Origin of the sequence: Chitinophaga pinensis DSM 2588 (genome assembly GCF_000024005.1) — a bacterium.
Taxonomy (GTDB): domain Bacteria; phylum Bacteroidota; class Bacteroidia; order Chitinophagales; family Chitinophagaceae; genus Chitinophaga; species Chitinophaga pinensis.
Map to the genome: position 1 here is coordinate 1,054,087 of NC_013132.1, position 19,050 is coordinate 1,073,136.

At 46.4% G+C, this 19,050-nt stretch carries 18 protein-coding genes; 8 read left to right on the plus strand and 10 right to left on the minus strand.

Features of this window, described 5'->3' with window-relative positions:
• Nucleotides 1-255: 255 nt before the first annotated feature.
• From rplM to pyrH, 5 genes are all read left to right on the plus strand, one after another.
• Nucleotides 256-699, plus strand: coding sequence for a 50S ribosomal protein L13 (gene rplM / locus CPIN_RS04335; RefSeq protein ID WP_012788554.1), 444 nt, complete (start codon nt 256-258; stop codon nt 697-699).
• A 14-nt stretch (nt 700-713) separates the two neighbouring features.
• A complete protein-coding gene (rpsI, locus tag CPIN_RS04340; protein WP_012788555.1) occupies nt 714-1,103 on the plus strand; it encodes a 30S ribosomal protein S9 in 390 nt (129 codons plus the stop codon).
• A gap of 74 nt (nt 1,104-1,177) precedes the next feature.
• Nucleotides 1,178-2,200, plus strand: a complete 1,023-nt coding sequence (gene rpsB, locus CPIN_RS04345) for a 30S ribosomal protein S2 (protein WP_012788556.1) — start codon at nt 1,178-1,180, stop codon at nt 2,198-2,200.
• A 126-nt stretch (nt 2,201-2,326) separates the two neighbouring features.
• The gene (tsf, locus tag CPIN_RS04350) at nt 2,327-3,154 is read left to right on the plus strand and encodes a translation elongation factor Ts (RefSeq protein WP_012788557.1); all 828 of its coding nucleotides are present in this window, start codon (nt 2,327-2,329) and stop codon (nt 3,152-3,154) included.
• 230 nt (nt 3,155-3,384) lie between these two features.
• The gene (gene pyrH / locus CPIN_RS04355; RefSeq protein WP_012788558.1) at nt 3,385-4,098 is read left to right on the plus strand and encodes a UMP kinase; all 714 of its coding nucleotides are present in this window, start codon (nt 3,385-3,387) and stop codon (nt 4,096-4,098) included.
• Between the two features lie 108 nt (nt 4,099-4,206).
• On the opposite strand, the gene CPIN_RS04360 is transcribed toward pyrH, so the two are convergent.
• Entirely contained in the window at nt 4,207-5,292 is a 1,086-nt protein-coding gene (locus tag CPIN_RS04360; RefSeq protein ID WP_012788559.1) for a PdaC/RsiV family protein, read from the minus strand.
• Nucleotides 5,293-5,420: 128 nt separating this feature from the next.
• Between CPIN_RS04360 and pdxH the strand changes: the two genes are divergently transcribed.
• A complete protein-coding gene (pdxH, locus tag CPIN_RS04365) occupies nt 5,421-6,065 on the plus strand; it encodes a pyridoxamine 5'-phosphate oxidase (RefSeq protein ID WP_012788560.1) in 645 nt (214 codons plus the stop codon).
• A gap of 149 nt (nt 6,066-6,214) precedes the next feature.
• Here pdxH and CPIN_RS37400 read toward each other — a convergent pair whose 3' ends face one another.
• The 6 genes from CPIN_RS37400 to CPIN_RS04390 all read right to left on the minus strand — a co-directional run bounded on the left by CPIN_RS37400 (nt 6,215) and on the right by CPIN_RS04390 (nt 12,058).
• On the minus strand, nt 6,215-6,331 hold the full coding sequence (locus CPIN_RS37400; RefSeq protein ID WP_012788561.1) for a 30S ribosomal protein THX: 117 nt from the start codon (nt 6,329-6,331) through the stop codon (nt 6,215-6,217).
• A 154-nt stretch (nt 6,332-6,485) separates the two neighbouring features.
• A complete protein-coding gene (locus CPIN_RS04370; RefSeq protein WP_012788562.1) occupies nt 6,486-6,755 on the minus strand; it encodes an HU family DNA-binding protein in 270 nt (89 codons plus the stop codon).
• 306 nt (nt 6,756-7,061) lie between these two features.
• Nucleotides 7,062-7,364, minus strand: a complete 303-nt coding sequence (locus CPIN_RS04375) for a DUF4286 family protein (RefSeq protein ID WP_012788563.1) — start codon at nt 7,362-7,364, stop codon at nt 7,062-7,064.
• A 15-nt stretch (nt 7,365-7,379) separates the two neighbouring features.
• A complete protein-coding gene (locus CPIN_RS04380; protein WP_012788564.1) occupies nt 7,380-8,144 on the minus strand; it encodes an exodeoxyribonuclease III in 765 nt (254 codons plus the stop codon).
• 93 nt (nt 8,145-8,237) lie between these two features.
• Nucleotides 8,238-10,994 carry a methionine synthase gene (gene metH / locus CPIN_RS04385; protein ID WP_012788565.1) on the minus strand — a complete coding sequence of 919 codons (2,757 nt, stop codon included), beginning with the start codon at nt 10,992-10,994 and terminating at the stop codon, nt 8,238-8,240.
• 44 nt (nt 10,995-11,038) lie between these two features.
• Entirely contained in the window at nt 11,039-12,058 is a 1,020-nt protein-coding gene (locus CPIN_RS04390; RefSeq protein ID WP_012788566.1) for a homocysteine S-methyltransferase family protein, read from the minus strand.
• A gap of 503 nt (nt 12,059-12,561) precedes the next feature.
• Between CPIN_RS04390 and CPIN_RS04395 the strand changes: the two genes are divergently transcribed.
• The gene (locus CPIN_RS04395) at nt 12,562-12,771 is read left to right on the plus strand and encodes a hypothetical protein (RefSeq protein ID WP_012788567.1); all 210 of its coding nucleotides are present in this window, start codon (nt 12,562-12,564) and stop codon (nt 12,769-12,771) included.
• Between the two features lie 255 nt (nt 12,772-13,026).
• Here the strand turns inward: CPIN_RS04395 and recR are convergent, their stop codons facing one another.
• The 3 genes from recR to CPIN_RS04410 all read right to left on the minus strand — a co-directional run bounded on the left by recR (nt 13,027) and on the right by CPIN_RS04410 (nt 18,497).
• Nucleotides 13,027-13,644 carry a recombination mediator RecR gene (gene recR, locus CPIN_RS04400; RefSeq protein WP_012788568.1) on the minus strand — a complete coding sequence of 206 codons (618 nt, stop codon included), beginning with the start codon at nt 13,642-13,644 and terminating at the stop codon, nt 13,027-13,029.
• Between the two features lie 72 nt (nt 13,645-13,716).
• Nucleotides 13,717-15,195 carry an Ig-like domain-containing protein gene (locus CPIN_RS04405; protein WP_083781063.1) on the minus strand — a complete coding sequence of 493 codons (1,479 nt, stop codon included), beginning with the start codon at nt 15,193-15,195 and terminating at the stop codon, nt 13,717-13,719.
• Between the two features lie 101 nt (nt 15,196-15,296).
• The gene (locus CPIN_RS04410; protein WP_012788570.1) at nt 15,297-18,497 is read right to left on the minus strand and encodes an ATP-dependent helicase; all 3,201 of its coding nucleotides are present in this window, start codon (nt 18,495-18,497) and stop codon (nt 15,297-15,299) included.
• Nucleotides 18,498-18,547: 50 nt separating this feature from the next.
• Here CPIN_RS04410 and CPIN_RS04415 point away from each other — a divergent pair, with 50 nt between their 5' ends.
• Nucleotides 18,548-19,018, plus strand: coding sequence for an SRPBCC family protein (locus CPIN_RS04415; protein ID WP_012788571.1), 471 nt, complete (start codon nt 18,548-18,550; stop codon nt 19,016-19,018).
• The last annotated feature ends 32 nt before the right edge of the window (nt 19,019-19,050 follow it).

Sequence of the window (19,050 nt, forward strand, 5' to 3'; positions counted from 1 at the left end):
GATATGTTTAATTATGAAATTAGAATATGTGTTAAATGTTGATTTAAAATCAAAAAATAATCACTGCTAAATATCGGGGCCATGTGTTGATAACTCTGAGTCAAAATTATTATTGAAAATCAATTCGTTGCAAGGGTGTCTTGTAAAAAAGAACCTAAAATGTATTGTTATTTGAAATAAGAAATTTAGCTTTGCACTCCCAATTTGTTTGGGATGTTATATCAAGACCGAAAAACTTTATTATAATATACTATAATGAATACTTTAAGCTTCAGAACTAAATCGGCCAACGACGCTACAGTTACGCGTGAGTGGCACATTGTAGATGCCACTAACCTGACTTTAGGAAGAATGGCTGCGAAAGTTGCAGCAATTCTGAGAGGCAAAAACAAGCCTTATTACACTCCTCACACTGATTGTGGAGATTATATCATTGTTATCAACGCTGAGAAGATCCAGTTCACAGGTAACAAATGGAACGATAAGGAATACCTGACTTACTCTGGTTATCCAGGTGGTCAGAAAGGTGAAATAGCGAAAGACCTGGTTCGTCGCAGACCAGAACTGATCATAGAAAGAGCTGTAAAAGGTATGCTGCCTAAAAATCGCCTGGGTCGTGCTATGTACAAAAAACTGTTTGTATACGCAGGCGCTGAGCATCCTCATGCTGCGCAGAAACCGAAAACATTAACTTTCTAATTTTTCTCTGATACATGGAAAAGCAAAAAAACACTATTGGTCGTCGTAAAGAAGCCGTTGCCCGTGTTTACATCAGCAAGGGTACTGGTAACATCGTAGTAAACGACAAAGACTATAAAGAATACTTCACACTGGTTTACCTGCAGAATCAGGTAGAACTGTCCCTGAAGACTATCGATGCTACAGATAAATTCGATATAAAGGTAAATGCTGCTGGTGGCGGTATCAAAGGTCAGGCAGAAGCTATTAAGCTGGGTATTGCGCGTGCACTTTGCGAGGTGAACATCGAATACCGTCCGGCGCTGAAAGCTGCTGGTCTCCTGAAACGTGATCCAAGAGGCGTTGAACGTAAGAAACCAGGTAAAGCTAAAGCTAGAAGAAGCTTCCAGTTCTCTAAACGCTAATCGTGATGAATGCGTACTACTATATGTGTTGCGCAGATTATTAACATTGACCTTTTATAACAGAGTATAATAACATGGAAAATAATACCTCATTACAGCAGCAGTTACTGGAGGCAGGTGTACACTTCGGTCACCTGAAGAAAAAATGGAACCCGAAGATGCTGCCATACATCTTCGCAGAAAAGAAAGGTATTCACATCATCGATCTGAATAAAACCGTTGAAGGTTTACAGGAAGCAGCAGCTGCCCTGAAATCTATCGCAAAGAGCGGTAAGAAGATCATGTTTGTAGCTACTAAAAAACAAGCTAAAGAAATAGTAGCGGAAGCTGCAAAACGCGTTAACATGCCTTACGTAACCGAAAGATGGTTAGGTGGTATGCTGACTAACTTCGCAACTATCCGTAAGAGTGTTAAGAAGATGCAGAGCATCGAAAAGATGCTGACTGATGGTACTTTCGACAGTATCACCAAGAAAGAGCGTCTGACTTTAACCCGTGATAAAGAGAAAATGGAGAAAGTACTGGGTGGTATCGCTCAGCTGGCTCGTGTTCCTGCAGCGTTGTTCCTGGTTGATATCAGCCATGAGCACATTGGTCTGGCAGAAGCTCGTCGTCTGGGTATCTCCACTTTCGGTATGGTAGATACAAACTCCGATCCTACCAAAGTAGATTTCGCAGTTCCTGCTAACGATGACGCAACTAAGTCTATCGCAATCATTACTAACTATATCGCTGCTGCAATTGCAGAAGGTCTGGCTGAGAGAGCAAATGAGAAAACTGACGATGTAGTAGAAGAGGAAGAAGACGACAACAAAGCACTGAAATTCGAGCTGGAAGGCGGCGAAGATCGTGAAAGAGGTCGCAGACAAGGCGGCGGCGGTCGTGGCCAGGGTGGTCAGAACGCTGGCGGTGGTCGTGGCCAGGGTGGTGGTAACCGTCCAGGCGGCGGCGGTGGCAATCGCCCAGGTGGTGGTGGCAACCGTCCAGGTGGTGGCGGTAACCGTCCAGGTGGCGGTGGTAATCGTCCAGGCGGCGGTGGCGGCGGACAGCGTCGTCCAGCTGGTTCCGGCGGTCCTAAACCAGGCGGCAACAGATAAGCTTCGTTTTAAACGACATAAAGCAATTGCGAATCGTGGAACATCTCTTTGCTCCATGGTTCGCAATTGAGCGTTAATAGTTGATAAAGAATAAACATTAATCTATAATAAACTCATTATAAAGTTATGGCAGCAACAATTACAGCAGCTGATGTAAACAAACTGCGCCAGCAGACTGGTGCAGGCATGATGGATTGCAGAAAAGCACTGGTTGAAAGCGATGGTGATTTCGAACAGGCAGTAGATTATCTGCGTAAAAAAGGACAGAAAGTAGCTGCGCTGCGTTCTGACCGTGAAACTAAAGAAGGTGTTATCATCGCAAAAACAAATGCTGATGGTACTACCGGTGTGGTAGTAGCACTGGGTTGCGAAACTGACTTCGTTGCTAAAAACGAAGACTTCGTAAAATTCGCTCAGTCTATCGTTGATCTGGCTCTGTCCAGCGGTGCAAACACCCTGGAAGAACTGGGCGCAGCTACCCTGGATGGTGCAAGCGTTAACGATAAAGTAAACGACCAGGTTGCTAAAATCGGTGAGAAAATCACCCTGGCGAAATTCGAAAAGATCTCTGCAGCTTCAGTAACTTCCTATATCCACGGTAACTACCGTATGGGTGTACTAGTAGGTTTCTCTGCACCTGTTTCTGAAGAAGTAGGTAAAGATATCGCGATGCAGATCGCAGCAATGAACCCAATCGCAGTTGACGCTGATGGCGTTTCTCCTGAGCTGGTTGCGCGTGAGAAAGCTATCGCTATCGAGCAGATCGCTGCTGAAGGTAAAACCGGCGATATGGCTGAGAAGATCGCTATCGGTAAAGTGAACAAATTCTTCAAAGAAAATACACTGTTACCTCAGGCTTTCGTAAAAGATAACAACAAATCCGTTGCAGATTATCTGAAATCTGTTAACGCTGATCTGAAAGTAACAGGATTCACAAGAATCGCATTAGGGTAATTTTATTACCTACAGAAAAGGGAGAGAATAACATTCTCTCCTTTTTTTTGCGCTTTACCATGAGAATGCAGGCGCACTTAACGGAAACCGGCCACTATTTTCTAAAATAGTTCTCCACTAATGACAAGGCTGGTTGGGACACAGGAAATACCCCGTTCCGCATTTTTTTATATATTCGGGGACTGTAAACTAATTACTAACTAACATTTTCATATCATTTTTCATAAGTCATGTTGCCAAAGTATAAGCGTGTTTTACTCAAATTGAGCGGTGAATCCCTGATGGGAGAAGGTAATTACGGTATCGATCACAGAGTGATCACGCAGTATGCGTACGATATCAAAGCTGTGACCGACCTGGGCGTTCAGGTAGCCGTAGTAATTGGAGGTGGTAACATATACCGTGGTATGAATGAGGCTGAAACCGGTATTGAAAGAGCCCAGGGTGATTATATGGGTATGCTGGCGACAGTGATCAACGGTATGGCCATGCAGAGTGGTCTGGAGAAAGTGGGCTTATATACCCGTCTTCAGTCAGCTATCAAAATGGAGCAGATTGCAGAGCCTTACATCCGTCGTCGTGCTATCCGCCACCTGGAAAAAGGTCGTGTGGTGATCTTTGGAGCCGGTACCGGTAATCCTTATTTCACGACAGATACTGCCGCTTCCCTGCGTGCGATCGAAATACAGGCTGATGTGATCCTCAAAGGCACCCGTGTAGATGGTATCTATACTGCTGATCCGGAGAAAGATCCTACTGCTACCCGTTTCGAAACTATCACTTTCACAGAGGTATACCAGAAGTCGCTGAATGTAATGGATATGACCGCATTCACACTGTGCCAGGAGAATAAACTGCCGATTATCGTATTCGACATGAATAAAGCGGGTAATCTGATGCAGGTGATTATGGGTAAGAATGTGGGTACACTGGTGAAAGGGTAATTAACAAACTAAACAGCTTATCGATTCATATTGTCAGGAATCGGAGTGAAGATCAGGGAATGCATGTGATTACAGTCATTCCCTGATCTTTATTCCCGGTTCCTGATCTTATTTCAGGAGGGGTTTGATGTCTTTGAAAGGCACGAACAGCATTACCTGTCCGAGTGCATAAGGTCCGATCTCATAAGGGGTATAGTTAAAGCCGATCCCTTTGTCGGTCACCAGGAAGTTATCATTCGGCACGATCTCTTTTACAAGCAGCATAGTCTCAAGGCTTTCCCCATCTTCCAGTTTATAGATCTTACGGAACGATTTTGCCAGCTCCGGTATCAATGCTTCCTTATAGTCCGGTTTCAGAAAGTCTTCGACTTTCAGGACCTTCTTTTTCTCCAGATCGAGTACCGCGTAATGTGCGCCATAATTACCATGTGCGCCGCCGGTGAAATCATAGGAGAAAGATTCCAGAACCAGTAAAGGGTAACTGTTCCATACTATTTTCATATCTCCGTCAGCGCCCCAGCTGGCTGTCGCCGGGATGCCATCGGTGGTATCCAGGTCTTTTTCATTGACTTTATAAGTAGCGAGGAAAGAGTCGATATCTCTTCTCAGGTATTTCTGCGGATCGGTGATCTGTCGTCCTTCAGTAATATTGAGGCGTACAAAATCGGCGATTTCAGCGTCATTACCAGCAGCAGGCCATACTATACTATTGGAAGCCTGGCCGACAGGTGTATTAGGATTACCTGGAAAAAGCGGCACTGAATCGGTGGCATAGAACACATCGAACGCAAAGGCATTTTCAAGGCTTGATTTGAGCTCAAACGGGTAGGTGGTACCCTTGCCTCGCCATTTACCTTTAAAGCCTCCCAGGCTATCCAGTTTGCCCGAAAACAGCCTTTCTTCATTTCTGTCCGTGTTCTCGTACAGAATGATCTTATCTCCTTCGGGACTACCCCATATCATAATCGGTTCACCGGCGTTGTCGTAGGTATAGTATCCACGGATCACCCAGGGACCGGATTTTATCAGATCCATTGTGATTGATTCGTCGCCGATCTTTCCTTTGAGATGCAGATAGTAAAAAGGCGTGGTGGTAGGATCCGGAGCCTTTGCAGTCTGTGCCGGCTGCTTTGTTTTTGTGCCACAGGATACCAGCAGACAACAGGTAATAGCGAATAATAGTATGGTTCTCATGCGATAAAATTAGTAAATATTTGATTCGGAGGATGGTGGCATCTGAGGGATACTGATGACGATCATGCGGTCTGCGTCCGGTAGATGCTTTCTTTATAAGTATCTTTGCGTCAGATAAAAACAGGACCATGTTGAATAAAGAAGTAGCAGATCTGCGCAAAGACTATCGCCTTGCTTCGCTTGACGAGCAGGATGTGGCTCAGGACCCTATACAACAATTTGAACGCTGGTGGAAAGACGCAACCACGGGTCAGCTGGATGAGCCGAACGCGATGACGCTTGCTACCAGTACACCGGACGGGTATCCGTCTGCACGTATTGTACTGCTGAAGAGTTTCGATGAGGAAGGATTTGTCTTCTTCACCAATTATGATAGCCATAAGGCACAGGACATGGCGGCTAATCCGAATGTATCGCTATTGTTCTTCTGGCGCGAGCTGGAGCGACAGGTGCGTATATACGGTACTGTTAGTAAAACAACTGCTGAGATCAGTGATGAATACTATGAAAGCCGTCCCTTAGGCAGCCGTGTGGGTGCTATTGCGTCTCCGCAGAGCCGTGTAATACCTGGCCGTAGTTTTCTGGAAGAGAACGTAAGAATGGTGGCAGAAAGATATGTACTGGAAGATCCTAAGCGTCCTGCATACTGGGGTGGTTATGTGGTAAAGCCGGTAAAGATGGAATTCTGGCAGGGAAGAAGCAGCCGTTTACATGACAGGATATTGTACACGAAAGAAGGGGAGAACTGGCTGATCGACAGGCTGGCACCGTAAAAAAAATTAGGAATTAGGAATTAGGAATTAGGAATTAGGAATTTCAGCTGTAAAAGTCTTTTTCGTCTGAATTAAGTCAGGAAAATGATCAATAGGAACACAATTCCTATGTTCAATTCCTAATTGTTAATTCCTAATTCCTAATTGAATTAGGCGTTTGCTTTAGCCTTAGCAGCAGCAGCTTTCTTTGGTTTTGCAGGTCTAGCCTTGCCGAAAGAACCGTTAGAAATTTTGCCTTTTTTGGTTTTGATATCACCTCTACCCATTGTAAACAGTTTGATGTTTATAGTTTGAAATGTTTGTTAACTGAGGATGTAACTCCCCATAATTAACACGCAAATTACGAAATAGCGTGGGTTAAATGCAAAAAAAAAGCAAGAAACAGTGCTGTTCCTTGCTTGAATAAGTTAAGCTAACAAATTAAAGCTTGTCGGACAGAGCCTTACCAGCTTTGAATTTAGCAACTTTCTTAGCTTTGATCTTGATGATCTGGCCAGTCTGTGGGTTTCTACCGTTACGAGCAGCACGTTTAGAAACAGAAAAAGTACCGAAACCTACTAAGGTTACTTTACCACCTTTTTTCAGGGTATCAGCAACAGCTTTAGTGAAAGAATCCAGTGCTTCGTTAGCTTGGGTTTTAGTGATACCGGCATCTTTAGCCAGTTTGTCGATTAATTCGGCTTTGTTCATAGCTAGTAAGATTTAACTAGTGAATAAAATGTTTGATGTGAGCAAATATAGCGCGTTTTATCAGATTACCAAATTTTTTGAATCTTTTTTAACTAAAAAATCATCGGCTGAAAACGCCTACAGATAACGGTTACAGCAGATTGACACATCGTGAGGCATCAATGGGTGTAATGCCTTATTTTGATGAAAACCGCTGTGATAGCACCTTTGCTCCTGTATTTACTATAAACGCATCTACGTTCCAAGTATTGTACCAAAGTCTGAACCCCGTGTAATCAGTGGATTTCCTGTGGATAAGTTTAACAACTATACTACCTGCATTACTGTATTGAAAGCGACAAACTGGTTCCCAAACCGCTCATAGCCTGCCTGGCGCAGGGCCGGCGCGTATTCAGCGAGGAAGGTCTGGTAGTTTTCAAGTGTGTCTGTAAAGTACTGAGCTGAGTAGGTAGGACCATCTTCATCATCCTGTTCAAGCAGCCTGCAGATGCGGGAATCATGGAAAAGCCCTGTCGACATAATCGCAGGAATATGTTCTTCTTTCATCCATTGTAACCAACGCTCATTGATGAAGTGTGTTACCTTGGTTGTTACGTTGTATATAATCATGTGTGAAAACGGGCTTTAGGCTTCTAATTGCAGGTATATCGGACAGTGGTCGGAATGCTTTACATCCGGCCATATCAGGGCATCTTTCAGCTTCGGTTGTAATGGCGCCGTGACGCTGATATAATCGATGCGCCAGCCTTTGTTATTTGCCCTTGCATTCGTGCGGACGCTCCACCAGCTGTATTGGTGCGGTTCCGGATGATAGTGACGGAAAGTATCTACAAATCCGTTGCTGAACAGCTTGTCCAGCCAGGCCCTTTCTTCCGGCAGGAAACCGCTGGATTTCTTGTTGCCCACAGGATCATGGATATCTATGGGTTTGTGACATATATTATAGTCGCCGCAAATGATCAGGTTTGGTCTGGTTGCTTTCAGCTGGTCTACATAACCGTAAAACTCTTCCAGCCACTGATATTTATAGGTCTGTCTTTCATCGCCGCTGGTGCCGGAAGGCATGTAGGTATTGATCAGGGTAATATCGCCGAAATCAAGGCGGATAACACGTCCTTCTGCATCGCTCTGCATGAATCCGTTACCATACTGCACATGATCAGGGGTGATCTTCGTCAGTACGGCTACGCCGCTATAGCCTTTTTTCTGTGCCGGATACCAGTAATGTTCGAAGCCAAGCTCTTCAAACTGTTTGTAATCCACATTGTCTTTGTGTGCTTTGATTTCCTGCAGGCAGATAATATCCGCCGGATCTGTTTTCAGCCATTCCGTAAAACCCTTGTTCATGGCGGAACGCAGTCCGTTTACATTATAAGAAACAATTCTCATGGTGTACTAGGTCATTGTCCCCTGGAGGGGAACAATCTGTGTTGGTTATAAAAAAAGCCGGTAGCCCTGAGAACTACCGGCTCTATCGAATCATTACATGTCGTATTCAAGTACGGGTCGAAGCCATTTTTCGGCTTCTTCTATTGTCCATCCTTTACGTGCTGCGTAGTCTTCTACCTGGTCTTTTTCGATCTTACCAAGGCCGAAATACTTCGCTTCCGGATTTGCAAAATACCAGCCGCTTACGCTGGAAGCAGGATACATTGCGAGTGATTCAGTCAGAATGATACCGGTATTTTTGGTAGCATCCAGCATATCGAACATTTTGTATTTCTCTGTGTGTTCCGGACAGGCGGGGTAACCTGGTGCAGGACGGATACCGGCGTATTCCTCGCGGATCAGCTGATCATTGTCCAGTGTTTCCTCCTTGGCATAGCCCCAGAATTCTTTTCTCACGCGTTTATGCATGAGTTCTGCGAAGGCTTCCACCAGTCTGTCGGCAAGGGCTTTCAGCATAATGCTGCTATAGTCGTCCAGGTCTTCCTTGAACTTCTCCAGCCATTTCTCGATATCTCCGCCGGTGGTTACGGCAAAGGCGCCCATATAGTCCTGTATGCCTGATTCTGCCGGTGCAATGAAGTCAGCGAGAGAGAAGTTAGGTTGTCCCGGTGCTTTCTTCAGCTGCTGGCGGAGGCATTCCAGGTGAACGGTACCCTGACCCGGTTTAGGCGACAATACGGAGATCGTATCATCTGCGCTTCTGTTGGCCGGGAAGAGGCCGATCACTGCGTTGGCGGTCAGCCATTTTTCCTCTACGATGCGTTTCAGCATTGCTTTGGCGTCTTCATACAGCCGGGTGGCTTCTACGCCTACGATTTCATCACTCAGGATCTGCGGGAATTTGCCGTGCAGTTCCCATGAGATGAAGAATGGCTGCCAGTCGATATATTCAGCGATTTCAGCCAGATTGTAGTTATGGAACACCTGTACGCCCAGTTGTTTAGGTACTACCGGTTTGTAATTGCTCCAGTCTGTAATGGCTTTGTGCTGACGTGCTTCTGCGATAGGCAGGTATTGTTTTACCGGTTTTTTATTCCGGAAGTTTTCGTTCAGTTTCTGGTAATCCTTTTTAACGTCGTCCAGGAAGTTCTTTTTGAGCGCTTTGTTCAGCAGGCTGCTTGTCACCGTTACACTACGGGAAGCATCCAGTACGTGAATGACGCCGTGCTCGTATTCAGGAGCGATCTTTACAGCGGTGTGGGTACGGGAAGTGGTTGCTCCACCGATGATCAGCGGCACTTCAAAGTGCTGGCGTTTCATTTCCCTGGCCACGTTCACCATTTCATCCAGACTAGGAGTGATCAGGCCACTGAGACCGATGATATCCACCTGTTCCTGGCGTGCCATCTGTAATATCTTCTCGGCAGGTACCATTACGCCCATGTCTATGATATCATAGCCATTACAGCCTAGTACCACGCCTACAATGTTTTTACCGATATCATGCACGTCACCTTTTACGGTAGCGAGCAGGATCTTTCCTGCGGATTTGACTACGCCGCCATTTTCAGCCACCATGCGCTGTTTTTCTTCCTCAATGTAAGGCGTGAGGACGGCTACTGATTTCTTCATTACGCGGGCGCTTTTCACTACCTGCGGAAGGAACATTTTACCACTGCCAAACAGGTCGCCGACGATGTTCATACCATCCATGAGCGGGCCTTCGATCACATCCAGCGGACGTGGATATTTCTGGCGGGCTTCCTCTGTATCGGCGTCGATATAGTCGGTAATACCGTTTACCAGCGCGTGACTCAGTCTTTCTTCTACAGAGCCCTGGCGCCATGTTTCGTCTTTCTCGATTACTTTACCTTTACTTTTCACGGTTTCGGCAAATGCGATCAGGCGTTCTGTGGCGTCTTCCCTGCGGTTCAGAATGGCGTCGTCACACAATTCGCGTAATTCAGGTTCAATCTCATCATAGATCTGGAGCATACCGGCATTCACGATACCCATATTCATCCCAGCCTTGATGGCATAGAACAGGAATACGGAGTGCATGGCTTCACGCACCACATCATTACCACGGAAAGAGAAGGAAATATTACTTACCCCACCGCTTACGCTGGTGAGCGGCATGAGTTCTTTAATACGACGGGTAGCGTTGATAAAGTCTACCGCGTAGTTGTTATGCTCTTCGATACCTGTTGCGATCGCAAAGATGTTCGGGTCGAAGATGATATCCTGCGGGTCGAAACCTACCTGTTCTGTAAGGATCTTGTAGGAGCGGTGGCAGAAGGCAACTTTCTTTTCTTCTGTATCGGCCTGACCATATTCGTCAAATGCCATCACCACTACAGCGGCACCAAAAGCCTTACAGATCTTTGCCTGTTCGATGAATTTGGCTTCCCCTTCTTTCAGGCTGATGGAGTTCACGATACATTTACCCTGCAGGCATTTGAGGCCGGCTTCGATGATGGAGAACTTACTGGAGTCGATCATCACCGGTATTTTGGAGATATCGGGCTCCGCTGCGAGCAGGTTCAGGAAGGTGGTCATGGCTTTTTCACCATCCAGGAGGGCGTCATCCATGTTTACGTCGAGTACCTGTGCACCGTTTTCTACCTGCTGACGGGCTACGGAAAGGGCTTCTTCATAGAGTCCTTCCCTGATCAGGCGGGCAAATTTTTTGGACCCGGTTACGTTGGTACGTTCACCAATGTTGATGAAGTTTGTCTCCGGCCTTACCACCAGCGGTTCCAGACCGCTCAGGCGAAGGTAAGGATGAATGATCCGGCCTGCCGGCGCGGTTATTTCTATCGTATCTGTTGAAGTGATTGTATCGCTCATTTGAGTTACTGTAGTAAATTGTAGGAATACCCTGATAATGTGGTTTACGCTAATGTGTCTACCATTTCAGGCAGGCGTCTCGGACTCACTGTTTTTACGTGTTCTGCAATGTGACGGATGTGGTCCGGCGTAGTACCGCAGCAGCCACCCACGATGTTCACATATCCTTCTTTTGCAAAGTCTTCGATGATATGTGCGGTATGATCGGGGGTTTCGTCATATTCGCCAAATGCGTTTGGCAGACCAGCGTTCGGATAACAGCTGACGTTGCAGGCTGCGATCTGAGACAGTTCTGAGATGTAAGGACGCATCTGTTCACCACCCAGTGCACAGTTAAGGCCTACAGAGAATGGTTTTACGTGCATTACAGAGATGTAGAAGGCTTCCAGTGTCTGCCCGCTGAGGGTTCTGCCGGATGCATCTGTAATGGTACCGGAGATCATTACAGGTAACTCAGGTTGTGCAATATCGCTGAAGTATTTCTTGATAGCAAAGATGGCCGCCTTACTGTTCAGCGTATCGAAAATGGTTTCGATCAGCAGAATATCTGCGCCGCCTTCGTGTAAACCTTTTACCTGCTCATAATAAGCATCTACTACTTCGTCAAAGCTAACAGAGCGGAAACCCGGATTGTTTACGTCAGGGGAGAGGGAGAGTGTCTTATTCAGGGGACCGATCGCACCTGCTACAAACCTTGGTTTGTCAGGGTTCTTTGCGGTGTATTCCTGTGCTGCCTTTTTAGCAATACGGGCAGCGGCAACGTTCATTTCGAAAGCCAGCGACTGCATATCGTAGTCAGCCATTGCAATGGTCGTACTGCTGAATGTATTGGTCTCGATAATATCGGCGCCGGCATCCAGGTACTCTTTATGTATTGCTTCGATGATCTGAGGCTGTGTAAGACAAAGCAGGTCGTTATTGCCTTTTACGTCGAGGTGATAGTCTTTAAAGCGTTCGCCTCTGTAGTCAGCTTCTTCCAGTTTATAGCGCTGGATCATAGTTCCCATCGCTCCGTCAATAATCAGTATGCGCTCAGCCGCACATTGGGATAATGATTTCTTCATTGTAATACGTTTATTAGTTACTGTTTAATAATGCCCACAGGTCGAACAATAAACAAATCTACCTGCGGAAACTAATAAACAAATGTACTTAATAATTGCCTTATAAAATAAGGCTTGGCGGGGATGACAGCCGTCTGACGAAGGGTTAAAGCGCAGTTTTGGCTGCTTTTCGTGCGGGCTGCTGACAGTGTCTAAATGATTAAAAAGTGACTTAGGGCCATGGGTGGGGGTTCTATGGTTATTATGAATATCTATTTCACACAAAAGATAGAAAAATTTGTTTTGATTTACAAAGTCTACTATATTTGTAGGGTAATAGGGAGCCACGCTTCTATAATGACAATTACGATGCAAAAAGAGGTTCAACAATCGTTAGGGCACGTTACCACCCTGAACATGCTTCATCAAAACAACAGTTGTTATAACCAGCACTGTTGTTGCTAACCGGCACATTACCACCATTGACCGTTTAGTTTTTTAACCTGCATTAAATCATTATTGATATGAGTATTGCTGAGCATGTACACAGCTTGCAGCAACACCTGGCGCAGTATGGGCTGTTTCCGGTGCCTGCGGATGCCGACCGTGGAGAAGCGGAGGTATTTAAAATCTGCTTTCTGAATAAGTATGAAATGCAACGGTGGCAGGAGTTGCGGGAGAGTGAGAAAACTGCCGGTGAGGTGGACGAGCTTCATTCCATAACAAAGAAATAACGTGGGCACATGTCCGTCGGTATATAAGTCAGACCTGATACAGTCTGGAGGTTTATCTGTAGCAGGTTTGCCCATAAATAAGAAACCAACCATCAACCTTTTTTCATAACGTGGAATTACAGGTTAAACACACACGAGTGTTGTTCAGCACTCGTATCTTTTTAAGCAAAACGCTTAACACGGAATGGTTGCCATTCTATGTTAAGCGTTTTGCTTTATTGTAAATAATTGCTTTAACAGTGTTATCTGTCCGTATTATTTCTGCACATAACTTTCCAGCGGAAGCCTGTTGGAAATGGATCTTGCCAGGGTCATTTCATCCGCGTATTCAAGTTCGCCGCCAAAAGCAATACCACGGGCGATCGTAGTGATTTTACAAGGGAATTCCTTTAGCTTTTTAGACAGATAGTAGATAGTCGTATCGCCTTCAATGGTAGGGCTGAGCGCCATGATGATTTCATCAATCCCCTGTTGCTGTACCCTGTCTACCAGTGAATAGATATTCAGTTGCTCCGGACCGATACCATCGATAGGAGAGATGATGCCGCCGAGTACATGGTATACGCCATTGAACTGTTGTGTATTTTCTATGGCCATTACGTCACGGATGTTTTCTACGACGCAGACCAGTGCTTTGTTGCGGGATGGACTGCTGCATATACTACATACTTCCTGGTCGGAAACGTTGTGGCATACTTTACAGAATTTGATCTGTTCCCGCATACGGGTGACTACTTCACCAAACAGTTTTACCTGCGCAGGATCCTGTTTGAGCAGGTGTAGAACCAGGCGTAAGGCGGTTTTCTTGCCAATGCCCGGTAGCCGCGCAAACTCATTAACTGCATTTTCTATCAGTGCGGAGGAAAATATCATACTGTAAAATTAACTCAATTACGATTGATGTATTACGATTTGTCTGTTCCGGCAAGCCGGTTCGTAATTGCGCTAAAAACTGACCGGTACTTTTACTGCCCAGTTGGCCTTTATATTCTCTTTTTTGGGGAAGCTGACCACTCTTTCCGGCTGTTTCTTCGGCGTACCGTAGTAGACGCCGCGATCCCATTTGCCATTATTGTTTTCGTCCATCAGTATCCATACTTCATATTCCCCTGGGGTAATACGTTTCTGGATCCAGGAGCCACGTACTATTTTACCTGAATATTTTACTTCTTTATTGACAATGAGCTGTGCTACATAATGCATGGTATCGCTGATCGCTGCTTTGGAACTGTCGCTCAAGGTGAGGGATACCATCACCTTGCCGTAGTCAGATTCTTTCTTTGCATTGAAGGTGATCGTGTCTGATTTATTAGGTTGTAATCCCGTAGAGTCAGCAACGGATTCTTTCGGAATGATCAGTTCATATGGTTTACCCTCTTTCCAATCAAAGTTGACATACAGTTTGGTACGGGTAGAATCAAGGGTAGTGGTGAATTCCACGGGTGTATACAGCGTATCCTGTGTCAGGCTGATAGCCATGCTGTCAAACTTTGTGATCGGATAGCTAAAGCTGATCAGTAATGGTTTGCCCAGCTCCTGTTTGTTGTCGGTCAGATCGGGCGAGATATTCAGGATACGTTTTTTCTTCTTCTCCTTGTCTTTGTCCTTTTCCTTCTTCTCCGGCTCTGGTTCCGGCTGGTCTTCAGCAGGTACGTCTTCCGGTTTTTTCAGGGTGCTGTCCAGCTCTGTGAATAGCAACATTGTAATATCGTTCAGGTTCTGTTGACCCAGGTGCAGCAGGCTATCGTTGAAGGCGATCATCTCCTTTGGCTGATTGTACTGCAGGTCTCTGTCTTCTTCTTTGAGTGCAAACAGTTTATAATCGCCCGGCGCCATATTCCTAAACCAGAAAGCACCATTGCCTTTGGAACGGGCAAAGTAGACTGGTTTTTCTTTGGATACTACGGAGTCAATGTTGCTACGGTAAATCATCACCGACACGTTACTATCGGGTTTACCTGTTTCTGCATCTATGATAAAACCTCTTACCTGGAGAGAGTCCAGGTAGTCGCCGGTGGAAACAACGTACTGAAAGTCCTGGATAGGGTTGTTTTCGTTATTATCCCGGATTGCGTCAGCGAAGTTGAATGTATAAGTGGTATTAGGCGCGAGGGTATCTTTGATCTCCATGGTCACTGTTCTCAGCTTGAAAGTAACCGAAGGGATACGTTTCAGGGTAGGAGATACGATCAGTTTCTCAAACACATTGTCTACCTGCACATATTCGTTGAAGGTAAAAGAGACCTTTTTCGCCTTGAAATGAAGGGTAGAGTCCGGAGGATTAATGCCCATCAGCCTGGGCGCCAGGGTATCTTTCGGGCCACCGCTCGGGGGAACGATGTTAGCGCAACCCGGTAAAAGATAAATACAGGCGCTTAGTATGATCAGCCAGTTGGCCCAGCTACGGAAAATATGATTCATCATTTAATGTGTTATTCCAAAAACCGGTTCCAAAGATCAAACTCCAATCAGTAATATCCAAATCTGCCGGGAGGCGGTGACCGCCGGGTAATGGTAAGTTTTTGTTAAAGATCGGTGAATGGCTGCTGCCGGAGGAGTTGACCGGGCCGATAGCCGTCTTCTGATTCGTCTTCGTCTCTGAGGTCGTGCAGGGCTACGTGCAACTTATTGTCCTTTACGAAATTGCACCAGACGCAGTCTTTTTTGCCACAGCCGGTATAAAACTCCTTATTCTGGATTTTTGTCCAGGCAGATACGATCTGACCTGTCACCAGCCGTACGTCTTCCGGGGTGATTACCACCTTTTCCCGGTGATAGTGCTGCTGCTTATTCGGTTCAATAAAGTCAAACTCCGTACTGACCACCTGCCAGTTCTTCTGGCGGTAATTGTCCAGCAGGATTTTGTAAAACACGGCCTGGCGCCAGTAATCGCCGCCATGGGGGTGTTGCTGATCAGGACGGACGAATTTCTGGTATTCTTTGATGGTTTTTTCATAGTCGCCGGTCTTGTAGTCGACTACATTGACCAGGTTACCGTCAAATTCCAGTTTATCAATCTTGCCTTTCAAGGGCACGCCATTGACCACTACACTACGAATATTCCTTTCTACGCTGACCACTTTATTCCAGTGTGGCAGCCAGGTATCGTAATAGTGATCGAGGATATCGCGTCCATATTCCAGGCGTCTTTCAAATGACTCGCGGGTAAAGCTTTCGCGGTTGCGCAGCATACTCCAGGTAAAGTCCCGGATGAATTCTTCTTTGGAAGGGAATTCATAGCGGCCGCTTTCCTGCATTTTCAGGAAGAGCTTTTCCAGCGCATAGTGTACCGCAGAGCCGAATTCTGTGTTTTCGGAACGACCGGAAGGTACGCGGACCAGGTTTTTATAGTAGAAGCCCAGTGGGCAATCGAGATAATTGTTGAGGGCTGTCACGTTCATGACGAAGTTTGCCAGCAGGTTATCTATCAGCGGCTGGTCCGTTTTGGCGATTTCAGGAGCCAGTTCCGGTGTATAATCCAGTGCTGCAAACCTGAACTGTACTTCTTCGGGGATGATCACTTTCTCTACCGGAAGCTGATGCTGGTCCAGTATTTCTGTGACAAAGAGACTGGGTTCCAGTGGTTTGCCATCCGTTCTGTATTCCGGATAGCTGATATACAGGTGTTTTTCGGCACGGGTGATGGCGACGTAAAACAGCCGGCGTAGTTCCTGTTCGTCGGTACTGGTGAGGGTTGTGGTAAAGAGGGTATCCGGGAATGAGAAACCGCTGCCGTTCTTTACTTTCTCTTCCCAGAGGTATGCATTGGCGCCGGCAATGAACACATATTCAAATTCCAGTCCCTTTGCCCCGTGGGCCGTCAGCAGATTAATGCCGGTTTCATTTCCCGATACCTGTACCAGCGGAATGGTGATACCGTTATGCCGCATCAGGTCGACCATGTCCATGAATGGCGCGATGGTCAGATCGGGGTTGCGATGTGTTTCTTCTTTGACGAAGTCGAAAAGTGCCTGGAGGACTTTCATCAGCCAGGGCTTCTCAGGCGATTGCATGGCATAAGACAATACGCCGCATTCATTGATGACGGCGGCAAAGAGCTGTTGCAGGGTCAGATTATGGGCATCCCGTATCAGTTTTTCCATCATTGCGGAGAAGTCGACAAGCGCCTGTTCCGGTGCAGCGGTGAAAAGCGTCAGATTGCGTGTATGCGCCCATTCCTGTAAATACTGCCGGATAGAGGACTTTTCCCGGTAGCCTTTCTCGGCCGCCCGGATGCTGATCTTGGCTACTTCTATTGCCGGAATATTGTAAAAATCGTAGTGCAGAATGGAAAACAGCAGGTCATCGCCACTGTAGGGCGTATCTACTTCACAGGCAAGGTAGCGCAGGATGGACAATACTTTCCGGGCGAAAGGCACCTCAAAAAGATTGATGCTGCGTTTGGAGTAGAAAGGCAGTTGTTGCTGACGACAGTAACGGGCCAGTTCTTCCCCATATTTATTTTCCCTGTAGATCACGGCTATTCTGCCTGGCGCTATCCCTTTTTCAAGCAGACGTGCTATTTGTTGTGTGATGTCAGTCATTTCATCACGGGACGTATTATAACGCCTGATGACGGGAACCGGTGACTGTGCAGCCGGTATGGCCGCGATCAGTTGTTTGTCCAGTTCCGGGAGTTGGTTGACCAACCGGGAATTGCCATTATTAGCGATCAGCGACATAGCCACATCAAGGATGGGTTGTACTGAGCGGTAGTTGTGGGTCAGGACTATTGTGTGAAGATTGTCCGCAAAGGTCTCTGCGAACAGGGCCATATTCTCAATACTGGCGCCCTGAAAGCGGTAGATGGACTGGTCATCATCACCTACGACAAAGATGTTGGGGCTTTCCTGGTCTTCTGTAAGCAGTTGCACCAGGCGGTTTTGCGTACCGCTGGTATCCTGGTATTCGTCTACCAGGATGTATTGGTATTTTTCCCGGTAGTCAGCTAAGAGATCAGGGTATTCTTCAAAGGCGCCGATCACCCAGTTGATCATGTCGTCAAAGTCATAGCGACCGGCGGTATGCATGAATGCCGTATATACAGGGAACTGTTCAACAGCTGCCTGTAAGCGGATCATTTTTTCTTTCTCGCGGGCGATCCTGTCTGTACGGACATCCCCCCGCACGTAAGTCCCGGCAGCTTTTTTTGCGATGAAGTCTTCCCGGGAGGGCAGGCTTTCGATGTAAGCAGTGATAGCTTCATTGATATAATCGACCGTCCAGCCTTCTTTTTTCATGGTAGAAAAGAGCTGGGCCAGGTTTTTCATTTCAAAGTACACATCGCCTCTATAGCGTTTGAGCGGATTGTCTTTGGTAAAGCCGTCAATGAGTTTTTTGAGCAGCTGGATCTTTTCCAGTTCGGAGACAGGATCCAGGCTATGTTTGTCAAACAGGGAGAGATTGTCCTGTATGACTTCATTACAGAAGGAATGAAAGGTATGAATATTGACACGGTAAGCATCAGGGCCGATAAAGCCGGTCAGCCGTTTACGCATGGCCACGGTACCGGCGTCGGTATAGGTAAGGCATAGAATGTTTTGCGGCTGATAGTCGGTGTCCTGTAAGATCTTGCCGATACGGGAGGCGAGGATCTGGGTTTTACCGGTACCAGGGCCGGCTATGACCATAACCGGGCCATCCGTCTGGTCGACGGCCTGCCGCTGCTGCCTGTTAAGGCGGTCATACATTTCCCTGAAATGCTGTTGGTACTGATCTCTGGACATGACTATATTTGAAGTCGGCTTACCGGGCCAACAAAACATTATATGAAGTTATGGTAAAAATCTATCGTTTACAGTATGAGCAGGTATTAAACACCAGTATGGATGAAGCCTGGCGTTTCTTTTCCCGTGCGGAGAACCTGGAAAAGATCACTCCTGCGTATATGCGTTTTGACATTACTTCTCCGCAAACGGATAAGCCGGTGTATGCCGGGCAGATCATCACTTATATCATAAGACCGGTGTTGGGTATTCCGTTGCGCTGGATGACGGAGATCACGCATGTGGTGGAGGGCAAGTACTTTATTGACGAGCAGCGGGAGGGCCCTTACCGGATGTGGCATCACCAGCATCATTTTGAGCAGGTACCGGAAGGTGTGAAGATGACGGATATCGTGCATTACTCAATGCCATTAGGTATATTCGGCAAATTAGCCCATGCGTTGTTTGTGCAGCGGCAGTTACGGGATATCTTTCGTCACCGGCAGGAAGCAGTGGAAGCTGTCTTTGGAAGACGCTCATAGCAAGAATATGTTATAACAAGAAATTGACGATT

What these genes read in the sequence shown, in the direction of transcription:
- recR (WP_012788568.1), bottom strand. Translation starts at nt 13,644, where the DNA reads ATGATATTTTCCTCCGCACTGATAGAAAATGCAGTTAATGAGTTTGCG.
- pdxH (WP_012788560.1), top strand. Translation starts at nt 5,421, where the DNA reads ATGTTGAATAAAGAAGTAGCAGATCTGCGCAAAGACTATCGCCTTGCT.
- CPIN_RS04415 (WP_012788571.1), top strand. Translation starts at nt 18,548, where the DNA reads ATGGTAAAAATCTATCGTTTACAGTATGAGCAGGTATTAAACACCAGT.
- CPIN_RS04395 (WP_012788567.1), top strand. Translation starts at nt 12,562, where the DNA reads ATGAGTATTGCTGAGCATGTACACAGCTTGCAGCAACACCTGGCGCAG.
- CPIN_RS04380 (WP_012788564.1), bottom strand. Translation starts at nt 8,144, where the DNA reads ATGAGAATTGTTTCTTATAATGTAAACGGACTGCGTTCCGCCATGAAC.
- CPIN_RS04360 (WP_012788559.1), bottom strand. Translation starts at nt 5,292, where the DNA reads ATGAGAACCATACTATTATTCGCTATTACCTGTTGTCTGCTGGTATCC.
- rpsB (WP_012788556.1), top strand. Translation starts at nt 1,178, where the DNA reads ATGGAAAATAATACCTCATTACAGCAGCAGTTACTGGAGGCAGGTGTA.
- tsf (WP_012788557.1), top strand. Translation starts at nt 2,327, where the DNA reads ATGGCAGCAACAATTACAGCAGCTGATGTAAACAAACTGCGCCAGCAG.
- rpsI (WP_012788555.1), top strand. Translation starts at nt 714, where the DNA reads ATGGAAAAGCAAAAAAACACTATTGGTCGTCGTAAAGAAGCCGTTGCC.
- CPIN_RS04375 (WP_012788563.1), bottom strand. Translation starts at nt 7,364, where the DNA reads ATGATTATATACAACGTAACAACCAAGGTAACACACTTCATCAATGAG.
- metH (WP_012788565.1), bottom strand. Translation starts at nt 10,994, where the DNA reads ATGAGCGATACAATCACTTCAACAGATACGATAGAAATAACCGCGCCG.
- CPIN_RS04390 (WP_012788566.1), bottom strand. Translation starts at nt 12,058, where the DNA reads ATGAAGAAATCATTATCCCAATGTGCGGCTGAGCGCATACTGATTATT.
- CPIN_RS37400 (WP_012788561.1), bottom strand. Translation starts at nt 6,331, where the DNA reads ATGGGTAGAGGTGATATCAAAACCAAAAAAGGCAAAATTTCTAACGGT.
- CPIN_RS04410 (WP_012788570.1), bottom strand. Translation starts at nt 18,497, where the DNA reads ATGTCCAGAGATCAGTACCAACAGCATTTCAGGGAAATGTATGACCGC.
- pyrH (WP_012788558.1), top strand. Translation starts at nt 3,385, where the DNA reads ATGTTGCCAAAGTATAAGCGTGTTTTACTCAAATTGAGCGGTGAATCC.
- CPIN_RS04405 (WP_083781063.1), bottom strand. Translation starts at nt 15,195, where the DNA reads ATGATGAATCATATTTTCCGTAGCTGGGCCAACTGGCTGATCATACTA.
- rplM (WP_012788554.1), top strand. Translation starts at nt 256, where the DNA reads ATGAATACTTTAAGCTTCAGAACTAAATCGGCCAACGACGCTACAGTT.
- CPIN_RS04370 (WP_012788562.1), bottom strand. Translation starts at nt 6,755, where the DNA reads ATGAACAAAGCCGAATTAATCGACAAACTGGCTAAAGATGCCGGTATC.